Origin of the sequence: Bacillus sp. NPDC060175, from assembly GCF_042728695.1 — a bacterium.
Lineage (GTDB): Bacteria > Bacillota > Bacilli > Bacillales > Bacillaceae_G > Bacillus_A.
Window position 1 is genome coordinate 20,535 of record NZ_JBHWYR010000024.1, and the last position, 17,148, is coordinate 37,682.

11 protein-coding genes and 1 pseudogene are annotated in these 17,148 nt (G+C 33.7%); 1 reads left to right on the forward strand and 11 read right to left on the reverse strand.

What is annotated here, in order from left to right:
• Nucleotides 1-4 precede the first annotated feature (4 nt).
• Together ACFWDE_RS14125 and ACFWDE_RS14130 are read right to left on the reverse strand one after the other, a co-directional pair.
• On the reverse strand, nucleotides 5-2,110 hold the full coding sequence (locus ACFWDE_RS14125; RefSeq protein ID WP_377892927.1) for a BglG family transcription antiterminator: 2,106 nt from the start codon (nucleotides 2,108-2,110) through the stop codon (nucleotides 5-7).
• A 405-nt stretch (nucleotides 2,111-2,515) separates the two neighbouring features.
• Complete coding sequence (locus tag ACFWDE_RS14130; RefSeq protein ID WP_377892928.1) at nucleotides 2,516-3,061, reverse strand: TetR/AcrR family transcriptional regulator; 546 nt, start codon at nucleotides 3,059-3,061, stop codon at nucleotides 2,516-2,518.
• A 172-nt stretch (nucleotides 3,062-3,233) separates the two neighbouring features.
• On the opposite strand from ACFWDE_RS14130, the gene ACFWDE_RS14135 reads away from it, so the two are divergent.
• The gene (locus ACFWDE_RS14135; RefSeq protein WP_377892930.1) at nucleotides 3,234-4,682 is read left to right on the forward strand and encodes a DHA2 family efflux MFS transporter permease subunit; all 1,449 of its coding nucleotides are present in this window, start codon (nucleotides 3,234-3,236) and stop codon (nucleotides 4,680-4,682) included.
• Nucleotides 4,683-4,729: 47 nt separating this feature from the next.
• Here the strand turns inward: ACFWDE_RS14135 and ltaS are convergent, their stop codons facing one another.
• From ltaS to aroA, 9 genes and pseudogenes are all read right to left on the reverse strand, one after another.
• Nucleotides 4,730-6,703, reverse strand: coding sequence for a lipoteichoic acid synthase (gene ltaS / locus ACFWDE_RS14140; protein ID WP_088078761.1), 1,974 nt, complete (start codon nucleotides 6,701-6,703; stop codon nucleotides 4,730-4,732).
• 383 nt (nucleotides 6,704-7,086) lie between these two features.
• Nucleotides 7,087-7,562: pseudogene (locus ACFWDE_RS14145) on the reverse strand (SRPBCC family protein).
• Nucleotides 7,563-7,655: 93 nt separating this feature from the next.
• Nucleotides 7,656-9,281, reverse strand: a complete 1,626-nt coding sequence (locus ACFWDE_RS14150) for an ABC-F family ATP-binding cassette domain-containing protein (protein WP_002013447.1) — start codon at nucleotides 9,279-9,281, stop codon at nucleotides 7,656-7,658.
• Between the two features lie 182 nt (nucleotides 9,282-9,463).
• Nucleotides 9,464-9,586 (reverse strand): CPBP family glutamic-type intramembrane protease, encoded by a 123-nt coding sequence (locus ACFWDE_RS14155; protein ID WP_377892931.1) that lies wholly within the window; start codon nucleotides 9,584-9,586, stop codon nucleotides 9,464-9,466.
• A 317-nt stretch (nucleotides 9,587-9,903) separates the two neighbouring features.
• Nucleotides 9,904-13,020: an MMPL family transporter gene (locus tag ACFWDE_RS14160; RefSeq protein WP_377892933.1), complete on the reverse strand. Its 3,117-nt coding sequence runs from the start codon at nucleotides 13,018-13,020 to the stop codon at nucleotides 9,904-9,906.
• A 252-nt stretch (nucleotides 13,021-13,272) separates the two neighbouring features.
• Nucleotides 13,273-13,839 (reverse strand): TetR/AcrR family transcriptional regulator, encoded by a 567-nt coding sequence (locus tag ACFWDE_RS14165; protein ID WP_002013443.1) that lies wholly within the window; start codon nucleotides 13,837-13,839, stop codon nucleotides 13,273-13,275.
• 126 nt (nucleotides 13,840-13,965) lie between these two features.
• Nucleotides 13,966-14,421: an NUDIX domain-containing protein gene (locus ACFWDE_RS14170; protein ID WP_002127860.1), complete on the reverse strand. Its 456-nt coding sequence runs from the start codon at nucleotides 14,419-14,421 to the stop codon at nucleotides 13,966-13,968.
• A 110-nt stretch (nucleotides 14,422-14,531) separates the two neighbouring features.
• Nucleotides 14,532-15,692 (reverse strand): GNAT family N-acetyltransferase, encoded by a 1,161-nt coding sequence (locus ACFWDE_RS14175; protein WP_377892935.1) that lies wholly within the window; start codon nucleotides 15,690-15,692, stop codon nucleotides 14,532-14,534.
• A gap of 154 nt (nucleotides 15,693-15,846) precedes the next feature.
• Entirely contained in the window at nucleotides 15,847-17,136 is a 1,290-nt protein-coding gene (gene aroA, locus ACFWDE_RS14180) for a 3-phosphoshikimate 1-carboxyvinyltransferase (RefSeq protein ID WP_377892936.1), read from the reverse strand.
• Nucleotides 17,137-17,148: the final 12 nt, after the last annotated feature.

The window sequence follows — 17,148 nt, forward strand, 5'->3', positions numbered from 1 at the left end:
CCCTTTAATTAGAATATTTAGCTATCATTTCTAGCATTTTATCTTTTGAATTTGAATGCATTAACATTTCTATGTTCGTTGGTTCAGATAACATCTCACTTAATTGTGCCAATGCCTTCAAATGTGTCTCGTTATCTATAGCTGCTAATACAATAATTAAATTTACAGTATGCTCTTGTTTTTCTGAAAATAACACACCCTCTTTTAGTTGTAATAAACTCATCCCTAATTTTTTGACACCTGCTTCTGGACGAGCATGAGGTATAGCGATTTTAGGTGCAATTACAATATACGGGCCTAACTTCTTTACATTCGCAATCATTTCAGAAATATATTCTTCAGAAATATGTCCACTTTGTAATAAAGGTTCCGACGCAACACGAATTGCTTCCTCCCACGTCTCAACGTGATTCTCAAGCTCTATAAATTCTCTAGTTAATAGCTCGTTTAACATAGGCTTATATTTCTCCTCCTTATCAATATGTACCGGACCACTCATAAACTCTCTCAATTCATTTTTCAAAGATTTTCCATCTAAAATGTCTGTGTGTTTTTGGATAATACCCATCATCATATCAACTGAATCATTTTGATTTTCGCCATATAAAGCTACATTAACTTTTCGTAGTAACGATGCTTTTTCGGAATCGGTCAAAATTGGATTTACCATAAAGATAGGAATTTTCCCCTTCTCCAGTTCAGTTGTAGTAATAATACAATCTACATCAAATGTATTTGACTCATATTCCCGCTTTGAAATGGCTTTTAAAATATCTACACTTGAAAACACTTGCTCTAATTGGTACTGCAACATACGTGATGTACCAATACCATTTGGACAAACAAGTAGCGCGGTTTTTCTTGGGCTGGGAACGATCCCCTCTTTCCTCATCCAAGCACCAAAGTGCATGGTGATATATGCCATTTCATCATCTGAAACTGTTTTTCCAACATATTCTTCAAAATAATGAATTACTTTTTTTGTAAGAGTATATACTTCTTCATAATTTTGCTGGATTGTATAAAGTAATGGATTTTCTATTTCAATCCCGTACTTTACACGATAATATGCCGGTTTCATATGCAGATATAGGTCTGAAGCAAGTCCTTTAAAATCTTGAAATATAACACAAGCATAATGTTGAAAATCCTTTATCATATATCCGACTATTGAATGTATTCCATCAATCTCACTTTTTTCAAAGTCTTTTTGTTGAGCATTTACTTTTGCTCCTAACAAATGAGTCGTAATATAATAAATTTCATCTATTGGAAAATCCACGAAAAATACTCTTTCAAACTGTTTTGCAATATATTTTGCTGCTTCAAATTGTTTTGTTTCTCTTAGTACATCCTTTTCAGCATCTTCCATCTCAACACATTTTCCATTTACAATACGATTGCGGAATAAATACATGTAAACGCTTAAACTTTCAAGTACCTCATCTGTGTACTGGACCCCTAAAAGTTCTTCACAATTTGATAAAATATTTTTTATTATAAGAAGTTCCTCGTGATCTTTATTATCTTTTACATTTTTATTATCATTCGTAATATATTTCACATGCGATATTAAATATTCCCATCCATGCTTTGAAATTATTTGTGAAAGATTTAAGATTAATATATTTCGTTTTCCATGTTCATTCCCTATAATATTGTAGCCATGTTTACGATTAAAGTTTAATGCGAGCTTAAACTTCACTAACTCTTCTTTTATTTTTTTTAAGTCAGCAAGAGCAGTATTACGACTGACTTGCACAAGTTCTATTAAGTCTTCTAATAGAATCCTTTTCTCCGTTGTTAGTATATAAAGAACCAGCAATATTTTTCGTTCATGTGGAGAATATTCATATTGGCTTGTTGTAAATCCATTTAACTTTTTTATCACTCTTTGCTTCGTTTCATTATCAAAACAGTAGCCTAAAGGGCGAATATATTCATATGAATTTAAATCCTCTGCAACTAACCAATCTTCTATTTTCTTCATATCATAATAAATTGTTCGCTTTGAAACTTGTATGACTTCCATTAATTGAGATACAGAAACATAGCTATCTGCTTGAATAATTTGCTGTAAAATACTTATACTTCGATTATCTAATATCATATATGATATACACCCTTTCTATACTTGTCCTTAAATAGAATTGCAAGTATAGATACTAACTTTGCAAAATTAGAGTTCGAAATCGCTTTCTATTAATATCTTATCTTGTATCTCTTCTAAAATTAAGTCCAAATTCTTGTTTATGCACAGTGCAATGATTGTACTTTCATTTAAAAAATTTACTATATACATGCGGCATATGAAATTATACAATACGATTTTTTATTTTAAAGACAATTTGTCAATCTAAGTGCGACAGTTCTTCCTGAAACCCTTCATGGGCAGTTTTCTGTATGAAGTAAGTGATGTGATAACTTCTACTTTATACGAAGCGATATGGGCTTTTTTCTTTAGGTGTCGCACTTAATAATACAATGTGTCGATACATAAAATATTTTTAACTCATTACCCTTTGTACATGAAATAAATTTGATTTGTAATATAATCTGAACTAAAGTGAAGTCCATTCCTTATCCACCACATGATAATACCTACCAATGAAGCTGTTTTAATATCAACTGCAACATAATCATCTGGCAAATCCTTTTTCGTATTCTCTCTTCTCGTTTCTATTAATTGCTTTAAAAATAAAAATAATTGCTCCTCAAATTGATTCATTTTAAATAATATAAATAAATAATTTCGGTGGATATATAAATAATCAAGTAATTGTGTTAGCTTTTGTTTTTCTGATAAATCTTTTGCATGTATTAAATCAACAATTTTATTAGAAAGCTCATTTAAAATCTCGTTAGTGATTTGGTCTAGTAAATCTTGAATATCTTGATAATGTAAGTAAAATGTTGTTCGATTTAATCCTGCCGTTGTCGCTACTTTCTGAACCGTTAAGCTTGAAATACTAGGATTCTCACATAAGAGAGAAAAAACAGCATTTTTAAACATTTCTCTTGAACGTACTGTACGAGGATCTTCTTTTTTAGGTGTAGACATTTTGAAACCCCTTTATAGATTTTCTTTAACTTTATCGACATCATATACCATCTATGTCGAGTAGTGAACATTTTCAAAAAAACTGTTCATGGTCAAAGAAAATATATTTTGTTACCATTAATTTTATCGACACATTGTCGATAAATCAAGGCAACAATGAAGGAGTTTACCAATGCAAAAGGAAATATCAGAAAGAAATAAAAAAATTATATTAGTTGTGCTCATTGCCGGCTGTTTTTTATCAACATTAAATCAGACACTATTAAATGTGGCAATGAGTAATTTAATGGAGGTATTTGATGTTACCGCTGCAACAGTGCAATGGCTATCAACAGGTTTTATGCTTATAAATGGTGTTCTCGTGCCAATTACTGCATTTTTAATGAAGCGCTTTACAACAAGGCAGCTGTTTATTAGCGCGATGCTCTCCTTGTTTATTGGGACTGTTCTCTGTGCATGCGCTATGAATTTTGGCATTTTGTTAACAGGAAGAATGATTCAAGCCGTAGGGGCAGGAATTATTATGCCGCTAATGATGACTGTTATTTTATATTTGTACCCTAGTGAAAAGCGTGGAAGTATTATGGGAACCATTGGTTTCGCCATAATTTTTGCGCCAGCCATCGCTCCAACATTATCTGGCTTTATCATTGAATATGTATCATGGAGATGGTTATTTATTGGATTAGCTCCATTTGTATTAATCGTTATTATTCTCGCGCTAAAATATTTAATGAATGTTGCTAAGACAACAAAAGCAAAATTAGACATCGTAAGTGCCATTTTATCAACGATTGGCTTTGGTTGTATTATATTCGGATTTAGTAGTGCGGGAAGCAAAGGATGGGATCATCCAGTTGTTATTACTACAATTATCATTGGAATAATCGTTACAACTCTATTCTGTTTACGTCAAATAAAGTCTAGCGATCCACTATTAAATTTATCCGTATTTAAGTATAAAATTTTCACTCTTACATCAGTCATTAACGTACTCATTACGATGATTATGTATGCTGATTTAATTCTTTTACCGATTTACTTGCAAAATGGACGAGGTTTCACTGCTTTTGAATCAGGTTTACTTCTATTACCTGGTGCTGTAATTAATGCCTTCTTATCACCTATCACAGGCAAACTGTTTGATAAATACGGGGCAAAACCACTCTTTATTACAGGCTTAATATGTATCATTATATCGATGTGGGGTGTACTTGATTTGACCGAATCCACCACTTATATGTATTTAATGGTTCGCACCATTATTCTACGCATTGGACTAAGTTTCATTTCGATGCCTTTAAATACAGCAGGTTTAAACGCTTTACCAAGAGAACTGGGTTCACATGGTTCTGCAGTGAATAATACCGTACGTCAATTAGCAGGTGCTATTGGAACAGCAGTCATCATCACTGTGTATACAATTCAATCCACTTCACATACTTCACAGTTATCTAGTGAGAACGGAAGCATATCAGCTATGCAAGTAACGAAATTAGCTTCTATCTTCAGCTCAAGTGATGCCTACGTATTTATGTTAGTCTTATCTTTTGTAGCTTTGATTATCGCATGTTTTATGCCTAAAAAAGTAGCACTCCAAAAATCCGAAAGTAAATATTAAAACAAAAAATCCTACTCGTTTTCTATACGAGTAGGATTTTTTGTTATTTATTTTGTTTCTCCGTCTTCAGTCGTCTTCACCTTCGTTTTATTGTTATCACGATTGTTATAGTTATACTTAGAAGGTTCTACCGGTGTAAATCCTTCTGGTGTGTAGAATCGTAATAAGTCACCGTTAACAACTTGGTCGGAGTATTTTAGTGATTTTTGAACCATTTGTTCATTTTGTTTTATTTCATCTGTAAATTCTACTGGTTTCCCAGTCGCTGTATCATAGTATTTGCCGTTAAGTGCTGTAACTGTTGGGCTTACGTAGTTACCGTTACGGAACGGAACGACTTGTTTATGCTCTGGTGATAATAAATCTGATCCGAATTGGACATAATTTTTTGTATCTGTACCTAGTAAGTGTAATAACGTTGGAAGAACGTCAATTTCTCCGCCATATTGATGTTGTACGCCGCCTTCCATTCCAGGTACGCGAATGATTAATGGTACACGTTGTAATTGAGCATTTTCAAATGAGTTCATTTCTTTACCCATTATTTGAGACATTGCTGCACTATGATTATCTGAAATACCGTAATGGTCACCGTACATAACGATAATTGAGTTATCGTATAAACCAGATTGTTTCAAGTAATCCATGAATCCTTTTACAGATTCATCTAAATAGCGTGCTGTTTGGAAGTACGTATCTACTGATGAATCACCTGTTTTAGCTGGTTCAATCGTTGCCTCCGCTTTATCAATCGGATAAGGGAAATGGTTCGATAACGTAATGAACTTCGAATAGAACGGTTGCTTCAACGTTTGTAATAACGGAATTGATTCATTAAAGAACGGTTTATCTTTTAAGCCATAGTTTACTACATCTTTTTCGTTCATATCATAGTATGACGCATCAAAGAATTTATTAAAACCAAACGATTTATAAATTTCATCACGGTTCCAGAACGTTTTGTAGTTACCGTGGAACACTGCTGATGTATATCCTTGTTGACCTAAAATAGCTGGTGCTGATTGATACGTGTTATGAGCTTTATTTGTAAAAACAGATCCTTGCGGTAATCCAAACATTGAATTCTCTAACATGAACTCCGCATCAGATGTTTTACCCTGTCCTGTTTGATGGAAGAAGTTATCAAAGTATAACGTATTCGCATCTTTTGTAAATGAGTTTAAGAATGGTGTAACCTCTTGACCATTTAGCTTGTAGTTTAGTAAAAAGTTTTGGAATGACTCTAAATGAATATAAATTACGTTCATTCCTTTTCCTTTACCAAAATACTCAGGATTTGGACTTGCATAAGTTGATGTAAGATAGTTTCTAACTTCTGTCATATTATCGCCATCAGCTAATGCTCGTTCTGTTGAAGCTTTCGCACTTTGAATACCATCATAAATCGTAAAGTTGTACGCCCCTAAATATTTCACGATATAATTGCGGTCAAATGTTCTTGTTAACAATTCAGGACGGTCAGATTCTGCCAGACCTAAGTTAACGCTAAAGAATAAAATACCTGCTACAAATACTAGAGATAATTTATGCTTCGCAACACGGATTGGTTTAGGATTTACAAATTTCGTTGCGACTAAAACAATTAAAATGATTGTATCTAAGAAATATAGTGGATCATATAAGTGTAGCAATGCAAAAATACTACCACCTAAATCTCCAAAGTTATTCGATTGTGTTAATGTCGGGAACGTAATAAAATCACTGAAAAAGCGATAATATACTACGTTTGCGTATAAAAGTATAGACATTAGCAAATTAATAATAATTAACCAAATGTAAGCTCGTTTCCCTTTTGCGAATAATGCGAGCCCTAAAAATAGAACTGCTGAGCTTAACGGGTTGAAAAACAGTAAGAACTTTTGGATTGTGTTCGATATCCCTAAATTAAATTCTGTCACATATGCTGCATATGTTTTTAACCAAAGTAAAATAACGGCAAATACGAAAAATCCAAAATGATTACTTAATACTCGTTTACTCTTTAATAAAAATTGTTGCATCTCTCCACCTCTTTTGATCATCCAAGGCTTATTTTGTATAAGTCTGTCTCTCTATTTGATTTTTCTTCTTCAGATAGATTTTATTTGTTTAACTATATGAAGAATATTAGTAATTATAATTTGTAGCTTTTATTTATTCAACTATTTCTTTTTAAACATTTTGACCTTGGTTTCTATTTAACAAAATACATTTGTAACATTTCCTGTTTTCTCCCAAGGCTCATCCACTAATTATGACTCCACAAACTATAATCCTTTATTTCCTCATTTGCAAACTAATCTATCTCCAATTTTGGTACATTCATGTAAACTACCCAATTTCATAAAATAAAAAGTGTAGTTTGGGCAATTTGCTCAAACTACACTTTTTCGACTACTGTTTATCATCCTTTGTAGCTATTCCCTCTTCTTTTAAACAATTCTTTAAGTCCCATGAACATTAACGTTCCAACCATGTTCAGAGCCATCATGACACCCCTTTAAAGCTTTTTCAACATCATATTTTGTCCAATCTTCTTCATGAGCAACGATTATATTTTGTGAAAATATCATTTCAAATCCTTGTTGTTTCTCTTTTATTTCAACTGTAATTTTGTCTGATAATTCACTAAACTGCGGCGTTTTTAATGTAAATACTAATTTTTTTAGGACGATTCATTTCGATATATTCCCCAATTGCTCCATAATCTTTTCCGCCACGATGATCAACAAGAAGTATTTTTCGTTACTTTATTTGTTCCTTCCAACGTAAAAAATCATTTCTCCATCAGTTTTGGGTTTATCCATGCTTCAAATCTTTTTCAAGTGCAACATCAAAATCCTTCACCATCATTAATGTTATTCTTGAATAATTATTCATTTTAGTACCATCCTATATTTAAATCAAAAAATAGTATTTCTTTTCAACAAAACCCCCGCTCTCATAAAAGAGAGCGGGGGTTTTAATCATTCATTATTGACCTTTGTACATTGCATCAACTTGTTTTTGAAGTTCTTCATTTTCTAAGAACTCATCATACGTCGCTACCTTATCAACTACACCGTTTGGCGTTACTTCGATAATACGGTTTGCAATTGTTTGTACGAACTGATGGTCATGAGAAGTGAATAGTAATGTTCCTTTAAATGTGATTAAACCGTTGTTTAATGCTGTAATAGACTCAAGGTCTAAATGGTTCGTTGGATCATCTAATGTTAATACGTTTGCACCGCTTAACATCATTTTAGATAACATACAACGAACTTTTTCTCCTCCAGATAAAACAGAAACGTTTTTCTTTACTTCTTCACCAGAGAATAGCATACGGCCTAAGAAACCACGTAAGAAACTTTCTGATTCATCTTGTGGAGAGAACTGACGTAACCAATCAATTAAAGTGTAATCACTGTTCTCGAAGTACTCAGAGTTATCTCTTGGGAAATGAGCTTGAGATGTTGTTACACCCCATTTGAATGAACCGCTATCTGGCTCCATTTCACCCATAAGAATTTTAAATAATGTTGTCATTGCAATATCGTTACGGCCGATAAATGCAACTTTATCACCTTTATTTAAAGTGAAGTTCACATTATCTAATACTTTTTCTCCGTCGATTGTTTTAGAAATACCTTCAACCGTTAATAAGTCATTTCCTACTTCACGCTCTGGTGTGAAACCAACGAACGGATAACGACGTGATGACGGTCTAATATCATCTAATGTAATTTTATCTAATAATTTTTTACGAGAAGTTGCTTGCTTCGCTTTAGATGCGTTTGAGCTAAAGCGCGCAATAAAGTTTTGTAACTCTTTTACTTTCTCTTCTTTTTTCTTGTTAGAATCTTGCGTTAGTTTTAATGCTAATTGGCTTGACTCATACCAGAAGTCATAGTTACCAACGTATAATTGAATTTTACCGAAATCAAGATCAGCCATGTGCGTACATACTTTATTTAAGAAGTGACGGTCATGGGATACAACGATAACTGTATTATCAAAGTTCATTAAGAAGTTTTCTAACCATTGAATCGCTTTTAAGTCCAAATGGTTGGTAGGCTCATCTAGTAATAGAATGTCAGGTTGACCGAATAAAGCTTGAGCAAGTAATACTTTTACTTTCTCTGCCCCTGTTAATTCAGACATCTTTTTATCATGAATATCTTCGCCGATACCTAATCCTTTTAGAAGGATTGCAGCTTCTGACTCAGCTTCCCAACCGTTTAGCTCAGCGAACTCACCTTCAAGTTCTGCAGCACGCATGCCATCTTCATCACTAAAGTCTTCTTTCATGTAAATTGCATTTTTCTCTTGCATTACTTTATAAAGACGTGTGTGACCCATCATTACTGTTTCTAGTGCAGGGAACTCTTCATATTCGAAGTGATTCTGTTTTAATACTGCTAGACGCTCACCTGGCGTAATATGTATGTCACCTGTTGATTGGTCAATTTCTCCAGATAAAATCTTTAGAAATGTTGATTTACCAGCACCGTTTGCTCCGATTAAACCGTAGCAATTACCTGGCGTGAATTTTATGTTAACATCTTCAAATAATTTGCGATCTGCGAAACGCAAACTAACGTTACTTACTGTAATCATTTGTGTCCTCCTACTAATACCGCTTATTTCAGCGTTTTCTCACCGATTGTCTTAAAAAATCGCATATTACGACTCAATTATTGTAGACTATAGCTATTATATAGTAGAAGCTGGATGAATAGCAACGGTTGATTGCTTTTATGGTGTGGTTATTACATTGATTTATTGGTTAATACAGCATTTTAAATAGTACTAGTTAAATTCCATATACAGTGAATAAAGATTGGTGCTAGCAATGAATTTGTTTTTCGGTATACATAACTAGTAACAATACTCAAAACAAACGGAAACACACGATATTCCATTGGGATATTATGTATTAAAGAAAAGTGAATATAAATGAATCGGTCATTTCGTTATACAAATTCATATCAAAAAGATATTCACACAAACTCAAGAATATAATTGCCCCAGCAAAACTTAAAATACCATACAATAAACGAATGATTTGGTTGTTACCCATAAACCCCTCCTACTGCAAAAAAGAGTGTGGATATTTCCCACATTTCCCTAACTATATTTTATCATATATTAGAAAGTGTTTTTTCGTTTATTCGCAAACGTCCTTCACTCTGTTTTTCAATAAAAAACTGTAGAGAACACACTCTCTACAGTTTTTTTATTACTTCGTATCAATTATTTTCTTTTTATAACTTTGTATTTTACTCGTTAACCCTATTAAAGCTGGTAATAAAATTGGCATAACAATTAAAGCTAATAGTATAAGAGCAATGCCAACAACTAATGCCACTTGTATTAGCGTTAATACACCTGAAGGAATTAATGCTGCAAATGTCCCTCCTAAAATAAGTGCCGCTGATAGTACAACTCCTCCTATATGACGAGATGCATTTACAATTTTCGTTGCTGAATCCCCTTCTAGCTCGTTATAACGCATCATTACGAAAATGCTATAATCCACTCCTAAAGCGACAATCATAATGAAGCTAAAGAAAGGTACATTCCAGCTTAATGACTCTACGTTTAATACATGTGCACTAATTTGTTCACTTATACCAAGTGATGCAAAGTACGCTAAAATTAACGACCCAATAATAAAGATTGAGTTTAAGAATGAACGTGTAATCACGATTAATACAAGCGCAATCCCTAATAACATAATCGTAGCAGTACGTAGGAAATCTTGCCCGGTTACTTCTTTTAAATCAACGTTTCTAGCTGTTGTCCCGCCGATCGCTTTTTTCACCGATTTTAATTCTGTACCATTTAACGTACCATCTATCGTTTTATTAATCTCTTGTATGATTGGCATCGCTTCTTTTGAATACGGATTTACGTCTAAAATAATTGTCATTTTAGCAATTTTTCTATCATGTGACATGTACGTATTCAATGCTTTTTGGAAATCTTCTCCCGCTAAAACTTCTTTTGGAATATAAAATTTCTCAGAGCTTTTTGATTCATTAAGCTCGCCTAAATATTTCTGAGCATCCCCTAGGCCGTTACTTACCTTTCCAAGCCCTTCTGTACTTTTAGATAAGCCTGATTGTAATTGCCCCATCTTTTCTTGCAAATCTTTAAGCCCTGTTAAAAGTTGCCCTTGCCCATCGTTTATTTTCGTTAATCCGGATTGTAACTCAGTTGATTTGTTCGCAATTTGTTTTGAACCTGTAGCCCCTTCGCTCAATCCTTTGTTCAGCTCAGCAGCTCCTTTTTGTAACTTGGTAACTCCATTATTCATTTCTTTTAAACCATTATCGACTTTCAATAACGATTGATTCGCTTCTTTAAATGAATTCATCGCTGCTTTATGCTGCACCGCCAATTGATTTAATTCTTTTGAAAGTCCAGTTAATTGTTTTTGAGCTTCTTTAGCAATTCCTAATGTTTGCTGTATGTTCGGGTCATTTACTAATTCTGGTTTCGTTTGAATGAAATTGGTCATTAACGTTTCAATTTGTTCGTATCCTTTCTTCGCACCATCAATCGCTTGCGAAATATTTCCGAAGTATTGATCGTAAGAACTTAAACCTTTTTCTAGCTGTGCATAGCCAGCATGAAGCTGTGAAGTTGCATTGGATAACACATTAACATTTTCGTTTAATGAAGCTAACCCACGCTCAATTTGTTGCGCGCCTTGCACTCCATCATTTATACCATTCGATAATTGATTTAAGGCCGTTCCTAATGCTGATACTCCATTTTTCGCCTCGTTCGTTCCATCAATTAACTTTTGAACATTTGCGAGACTATTTGAGTCATTACTACCCATTTTGTCTTTCGCATCAGTTAATCCTTCATTAATTTCCTTTATACCACCATTGGCATCACCTAAGCCTGTATTTAACTCTCTCGCTTGTTTATTTAAATACAATTCTTTTATCTTATCACCAGTTGGACGCGTCGGTGAATATACTTCTGAAACTCCTTTAACTTTTGAAATTTTATCAGTTAGTTCATCTAAAGTTTGAAGAGAAGTCGCCTCATCTAAATTATTATCCGATTGAATGACTAACGTACTTGGTGAAGAAAAACCAGGTGGAAAATGTTCTTCTATTACGTTAATTCCCATTTTTGATTCATATTTATTATCCACTTCAAATAAATCATTGTAATTCAGCGTGTTAGAGTATTTTAATACAAAAGGAATCGATATCACAAATACAATGATTAAAGCGATAAATGGTCTTGCTACTGAGTTTTTCGCAAAGAACCCCCATAAGCGACTATCCTCATGACCTTTAAATGTTTTTACTGGATAAAACATTCCTTTTCCTAATAACACCATGAAAAATGGATTTAAAGTGATTAATACGAGTAGTAATACTGCGACGCCAATCGCTACTGCTGAAGTAGATTGATATAAATTAAAACTCGCTAAAGCAAGTGATGCAAAACCAATTAGCACCGCTATCCCGCTATATAAAATGGTTTTCCCTGCCGATTTAAATGTCTCTTTCGTAGCTAAATATGCATTTTCTTGTTGACTTAATTCTTCTTTAAATCTCGTATATAATAAAATATTATAGTCTGTTCCCACCCCAAACAGTACGACGACTACAAACACTTGTGTAAAGTTTGAAAACGGAAAATTAAATTGATCGACTAAATGAGCAATAATCCCCATTGAAACTAAATACGATACACCCACTGTAAGAAGAGAAACAATCGGAACAATTGGTGAACGAAATACAATGATTAATACAACTAGAATGAAAATGATTGAAATAACTTCCGTCTTTTTTACACCCTCTTGAGAGGATGTAAGAAAATCACCCGCTATTAAATCACTTCCTGTTAAGTACGTCTTAACTCCTTTCGGTTTAATTTTATTATGAAGCGCATTTGCAACTTTTGATATTTCACCATGTTTTTTATCTACCGATATTTGCGTTAATATAGTCGTATTATCTTTAGAAACTAATTGTTTCTCCAGATTTTTATTATCTAAATGTGAAACAACTTCCTTAATTCCTAATTGCTCTTTTTCATTTTGTAAAGCGTTGATCGTTTTTGTTATTTCCTCTTTTTGCTCATTCGTTAAAGTCTTCTTACTACCACTATTAAAGACAGCTATAATTTCATACTTTTCAGCCCCTTCTTTATCCATTTCTTTTATCATCTTGTCAGCAATACTGCTTTGTTCTGTTTTCGGAATCGTAATTTGCCCTTTTTCTTTCACTAATTTATCCATATTAGGCATCGTTACGATCATTGTAATAGTAATAACTATCCATAATAGAAACGATAAACTTCTCCAACTTTTTAGTTTGTTCATTTGAATCATCTCCTGTTATTAGAGTTTCATGGTGCATAGGGAATGAATATTCATTCCCTATTTTTGAAAATATCATTTCGGAATGAACGTTCATTCCTATCATCCTATTAAAGTATTTTTCAATTCTATTAAATCACTCCCTGCGGAATGAATATTCATTCCTTTAATTGTACAGATATATCATCTCCTGTAATCGTTTTTTATATTTATTTAGGAATGAATGTTCATTCCTGTCCTTATAAAGCTATAGAATCAAATGATTCTAATAGCATTCCAAGAGCTCTCTTCCAATTCTTTTACTAATTCTTTTGAGTATTCTAATTGCCCTGTCGCCATTACTTTTATTAATTTTTCAAGCGGTTGATATACAATAATAATTAAAGCAATTATAGGCAATGGACGAAGAAAACCTTTTTCGATTCCATCTTCAATAATATTCATAAAGAAGCCTATAAAATCGTCAAATATTTTCTTACTCTGTTCATCAAGAAAATAACTATCACAGTGCGAATTTGTAAAAAGAAAAGCATCCACATTATTTCTCGCAAATTCAAATAAACGGTTATACGTATGACTAAACTGTTCTCGAATATTTGCTTCAACAGGAAAATCAGTCTTTATTGTTTCAGATAGCTGTAGCATGCTTTTTGAAAATAATGAGTTAACGAGTGCCTCTTTATTTTCAAAATAGCGATAAATAGTACCAGCGCCGACGTTTGCTTTTTCAGCGATCATCGGAATTGTCGTACCATCGTAACCACGCTCTGCGAAAAGTTTTATAGCAGCATCAAAAATATCCTCTTGCTTATTTTTAGCCATTTTTCTCACCTCAATTTTCAGGAATGAAAATTCATTCCGTTTTTAATTATAAATTACATGGATTAAAAGTCAAGTGTGTAAATACGCTATTGAAACATTTATCAAATAACACACTCAATTAAGATATTAATACATTTTTTGCGTTATCCCATCAAAAAATTTCTTTGTATCATCATGACTTAAAACCCTCAATACATCTTGTATCTTAAAAAATTGAACTTGACTTATTTCATTATCTTTTGGATGTAAATCTATTCTGTCACCTATATATTCTACATAAAACATAGTAGTTTCTTGCTCTTCATATCCAATTTTCATTTTGAGTTCTTCAGGAAAGCCAAAGCAAATTTTATCTTCAAATTGTTTTATAACTTTAAACTTTGTAGATCCAGTTTCTTCTTCCAGCTCTCTCAAAATAGCACTCTCTAAATCATTATCTGTATGTTTCACTCCACCTTTAGGAAAATCCCATTCCCCCTTTGACATAGCATATTCTCCATCTATGTCGCTAATTTTCACCTTATGTACCAATAAAAATTCACTGTGTTGGAATACGACCGCACCTACGGCTTGCCTAATCATTTTACTTTTCCTCCTAAAACAATGATTTCACTCTATTAAATAGAAAAGTACTATAATAAAAAGTTTATCATTATAGTACTTTGTTACTCATACATAGCACATGACATTAATTAAAAGAAATCATAAATAAATGCTTCACGCATCGGTACTACATTCTCAAATGTTCGTATCTCCTCTTCACTTCCGCTAATTAATTCTAGCTCATTTAGTTCTAATGGGCGCTTGTAACCAAACATTATTGTAGATAGCGCATTTATATCCAGGCTAATTCCTTTATTCAATGTCCCACCTTTTATAATTGTTACTTCATGATTTACAAGTTTCACAGTTACGTTATTCCACGGAGCAAATGAATCTGTAATGTGTAATATTACTTCTTGCTCTTCGTTGTTCCAGTTCCATTCATATTGTTTAAAAAACTGTTCTACATCTACAATTCTTCCCATGAAATATGGAGTTACTTCTGCTTTTACTCGTGGTTCTTGTAATGTGTAAAGAAGTGGTTCTGTCTCACTTAGTATCATTTCTAGATCTTTAATCATAGAATCATGTTGGCAGATGAAGTTCCAAAGACCAATTCTTGCTTCATTATGTAATGGGACAAATTCTTCTACTTTCATTTTAGAATTCTCTATTTTGTATAAAATGTAACCAGCCGCCGTTTTATTTTCATCATAGTAAACTGCCAATGTTAAATCATGATACACCGCTTGTAGCCACCATTTACGTCCGCGAACTAACATACCAGAAAATCGTTCTGCAAATGTTTCATATAGATTCTCTACTTCTTCTGGATGATTATCTTTACTAAAACGTTTCACTGTACCATTCACTTGTTTTTTAATTATTAAATCGCTCTTTGTCATCTGACATACTATTCGATTCGCACAAAGTTCCCAGCCATATTTACGATAAAATGAAACCGCAAATGGATGTAACATCGATACACTATATCCATCTCTTTTCATAGTTTGTAGTGAATGCTGAAGTAACTCTTTTACATATCCACTTCTTCTATATTCCGGATACGTCGCTACCCCCGCAACGCCGCCCATTTTAAACTTTTCTTTTCCTATGTAAATATGAAAAGGAATTAAGTGCAACTTTGCTGCTAACTCTTCACCTTCCATAATGCCATATATTTGATGACTTTCCTTCATTCGTGTAAGTTGTTGCTGCACTCGTTCTTCATTTACTTTATATTGAAAAGCATATTCTGATAAGGCTAGTGCTTCTCTGAACTTATCTTCTTTTAACTGTATGACGTTCATATAATTCTCCTCCATTCCCTGTTTGAATTGTACCATAATTCTTAATATTATAGTTCGGTAAGTGAAGCTACACAGACGTTTCAACAAAAGATATCGATTTAACAACAATCTAACATAAAAAAGCAGATACATTACGTACCTGCTTCTCATCACTTTATTTAGCTAACTTTTGAAGTTCGTCGAAGAATGTAGGATATGATACACCTACTGCTTCTGCATCTTCAATTGTTGTTTTTCCTTCAGCAATGCAGCCAGCAATCGCAAGCATCATTCCAATGCGGTGATCACCGTGACTATGTACTGTAGTTCCTTTTAGCTTACATTTACCGTAAATAATCATTCCATCGTCGGTCGCTTCTATGCGAGCTCCTAGTTTTGTTAGTTCAGCAACGACTGTATCGATACGATTCGTTTCTTTCACTTTTAGTTCGTGTGCATCTTTAATGACTGTAATTCCTTCCGCTTGCGTTGCCGCTAAGGCGATAACAGGAATTTCATCGATTAATCTTGGGATAATATCTCCACCAATTTCGATTCCTTTTAATGAAGATGTTTCGATCGTAATGTTTGCAGCAGGTTCTGATGCACCTTCGTTAATTGGCTCTTCAGTAAACGTAGCCCCCATTTTCTCAAGAACATCAATAATACCTGTACGAGTCGGATTCATTCCTACATTTTGTAATAGTAGTTTACTATTTGGAATAATTGCACCTGCTACTAAGAAAAATGCCGCAGATGATACGTCACCCGGAACTTGAATGTCTGTTCCTTTTAGCTTTTGTCCACCAGCTAGTTTTGCAGTTTTCCCCACGCGATTTACTGTAACGCCAAACGCCTCAAGCATTCTTTCTGTATGATCACGCGAAATATGAGGCTCTGTAACAGTTGTTACACCTTCTGCGCGAAGGCCTGCAAGTAAAATAGCTGATTTCACTTGTGCACTTGCTACCTGTGAAGTATATTCAATCGCCTTTAAATTCCCGCCTCGTATTGTGAGCGGCGTAAACGTTCCTTCTTCTCGGCCATCAATTTTTGCACCCATTTGCTTTAGTGGATTTGTTACACGTTGCATCGGTCTCTTCGCAATTGAAGCATCACCTTGCACGCAAGAAAAGAATGGTGTGTTTGCAAGTATTCCTGACATTAATCGAATCGTTGTACCAGAATTTCCAACATCTAATACAGCTTTTGGCTCTTGTAAACCTTCTAATCCTTTTCCAATTACCGTAACTTCGTCTTCATTTTGCGTAATCTCTACTCCCATTTCTTTAAAACAAGAAATCGTACTTAAACAATCCGCACCAGGAAGGAAACCTTTAATTGTTGTTTTCCCTTCTGCAATCGCACCGAACATGACAGCGCGATGGGAAATTGATTTATCACCTGGGATTGTAATTGCCCCATTCAATCCGCTAGTTACAGGTTGTATTGTAGTTACTTTCACATTGTCACCCTC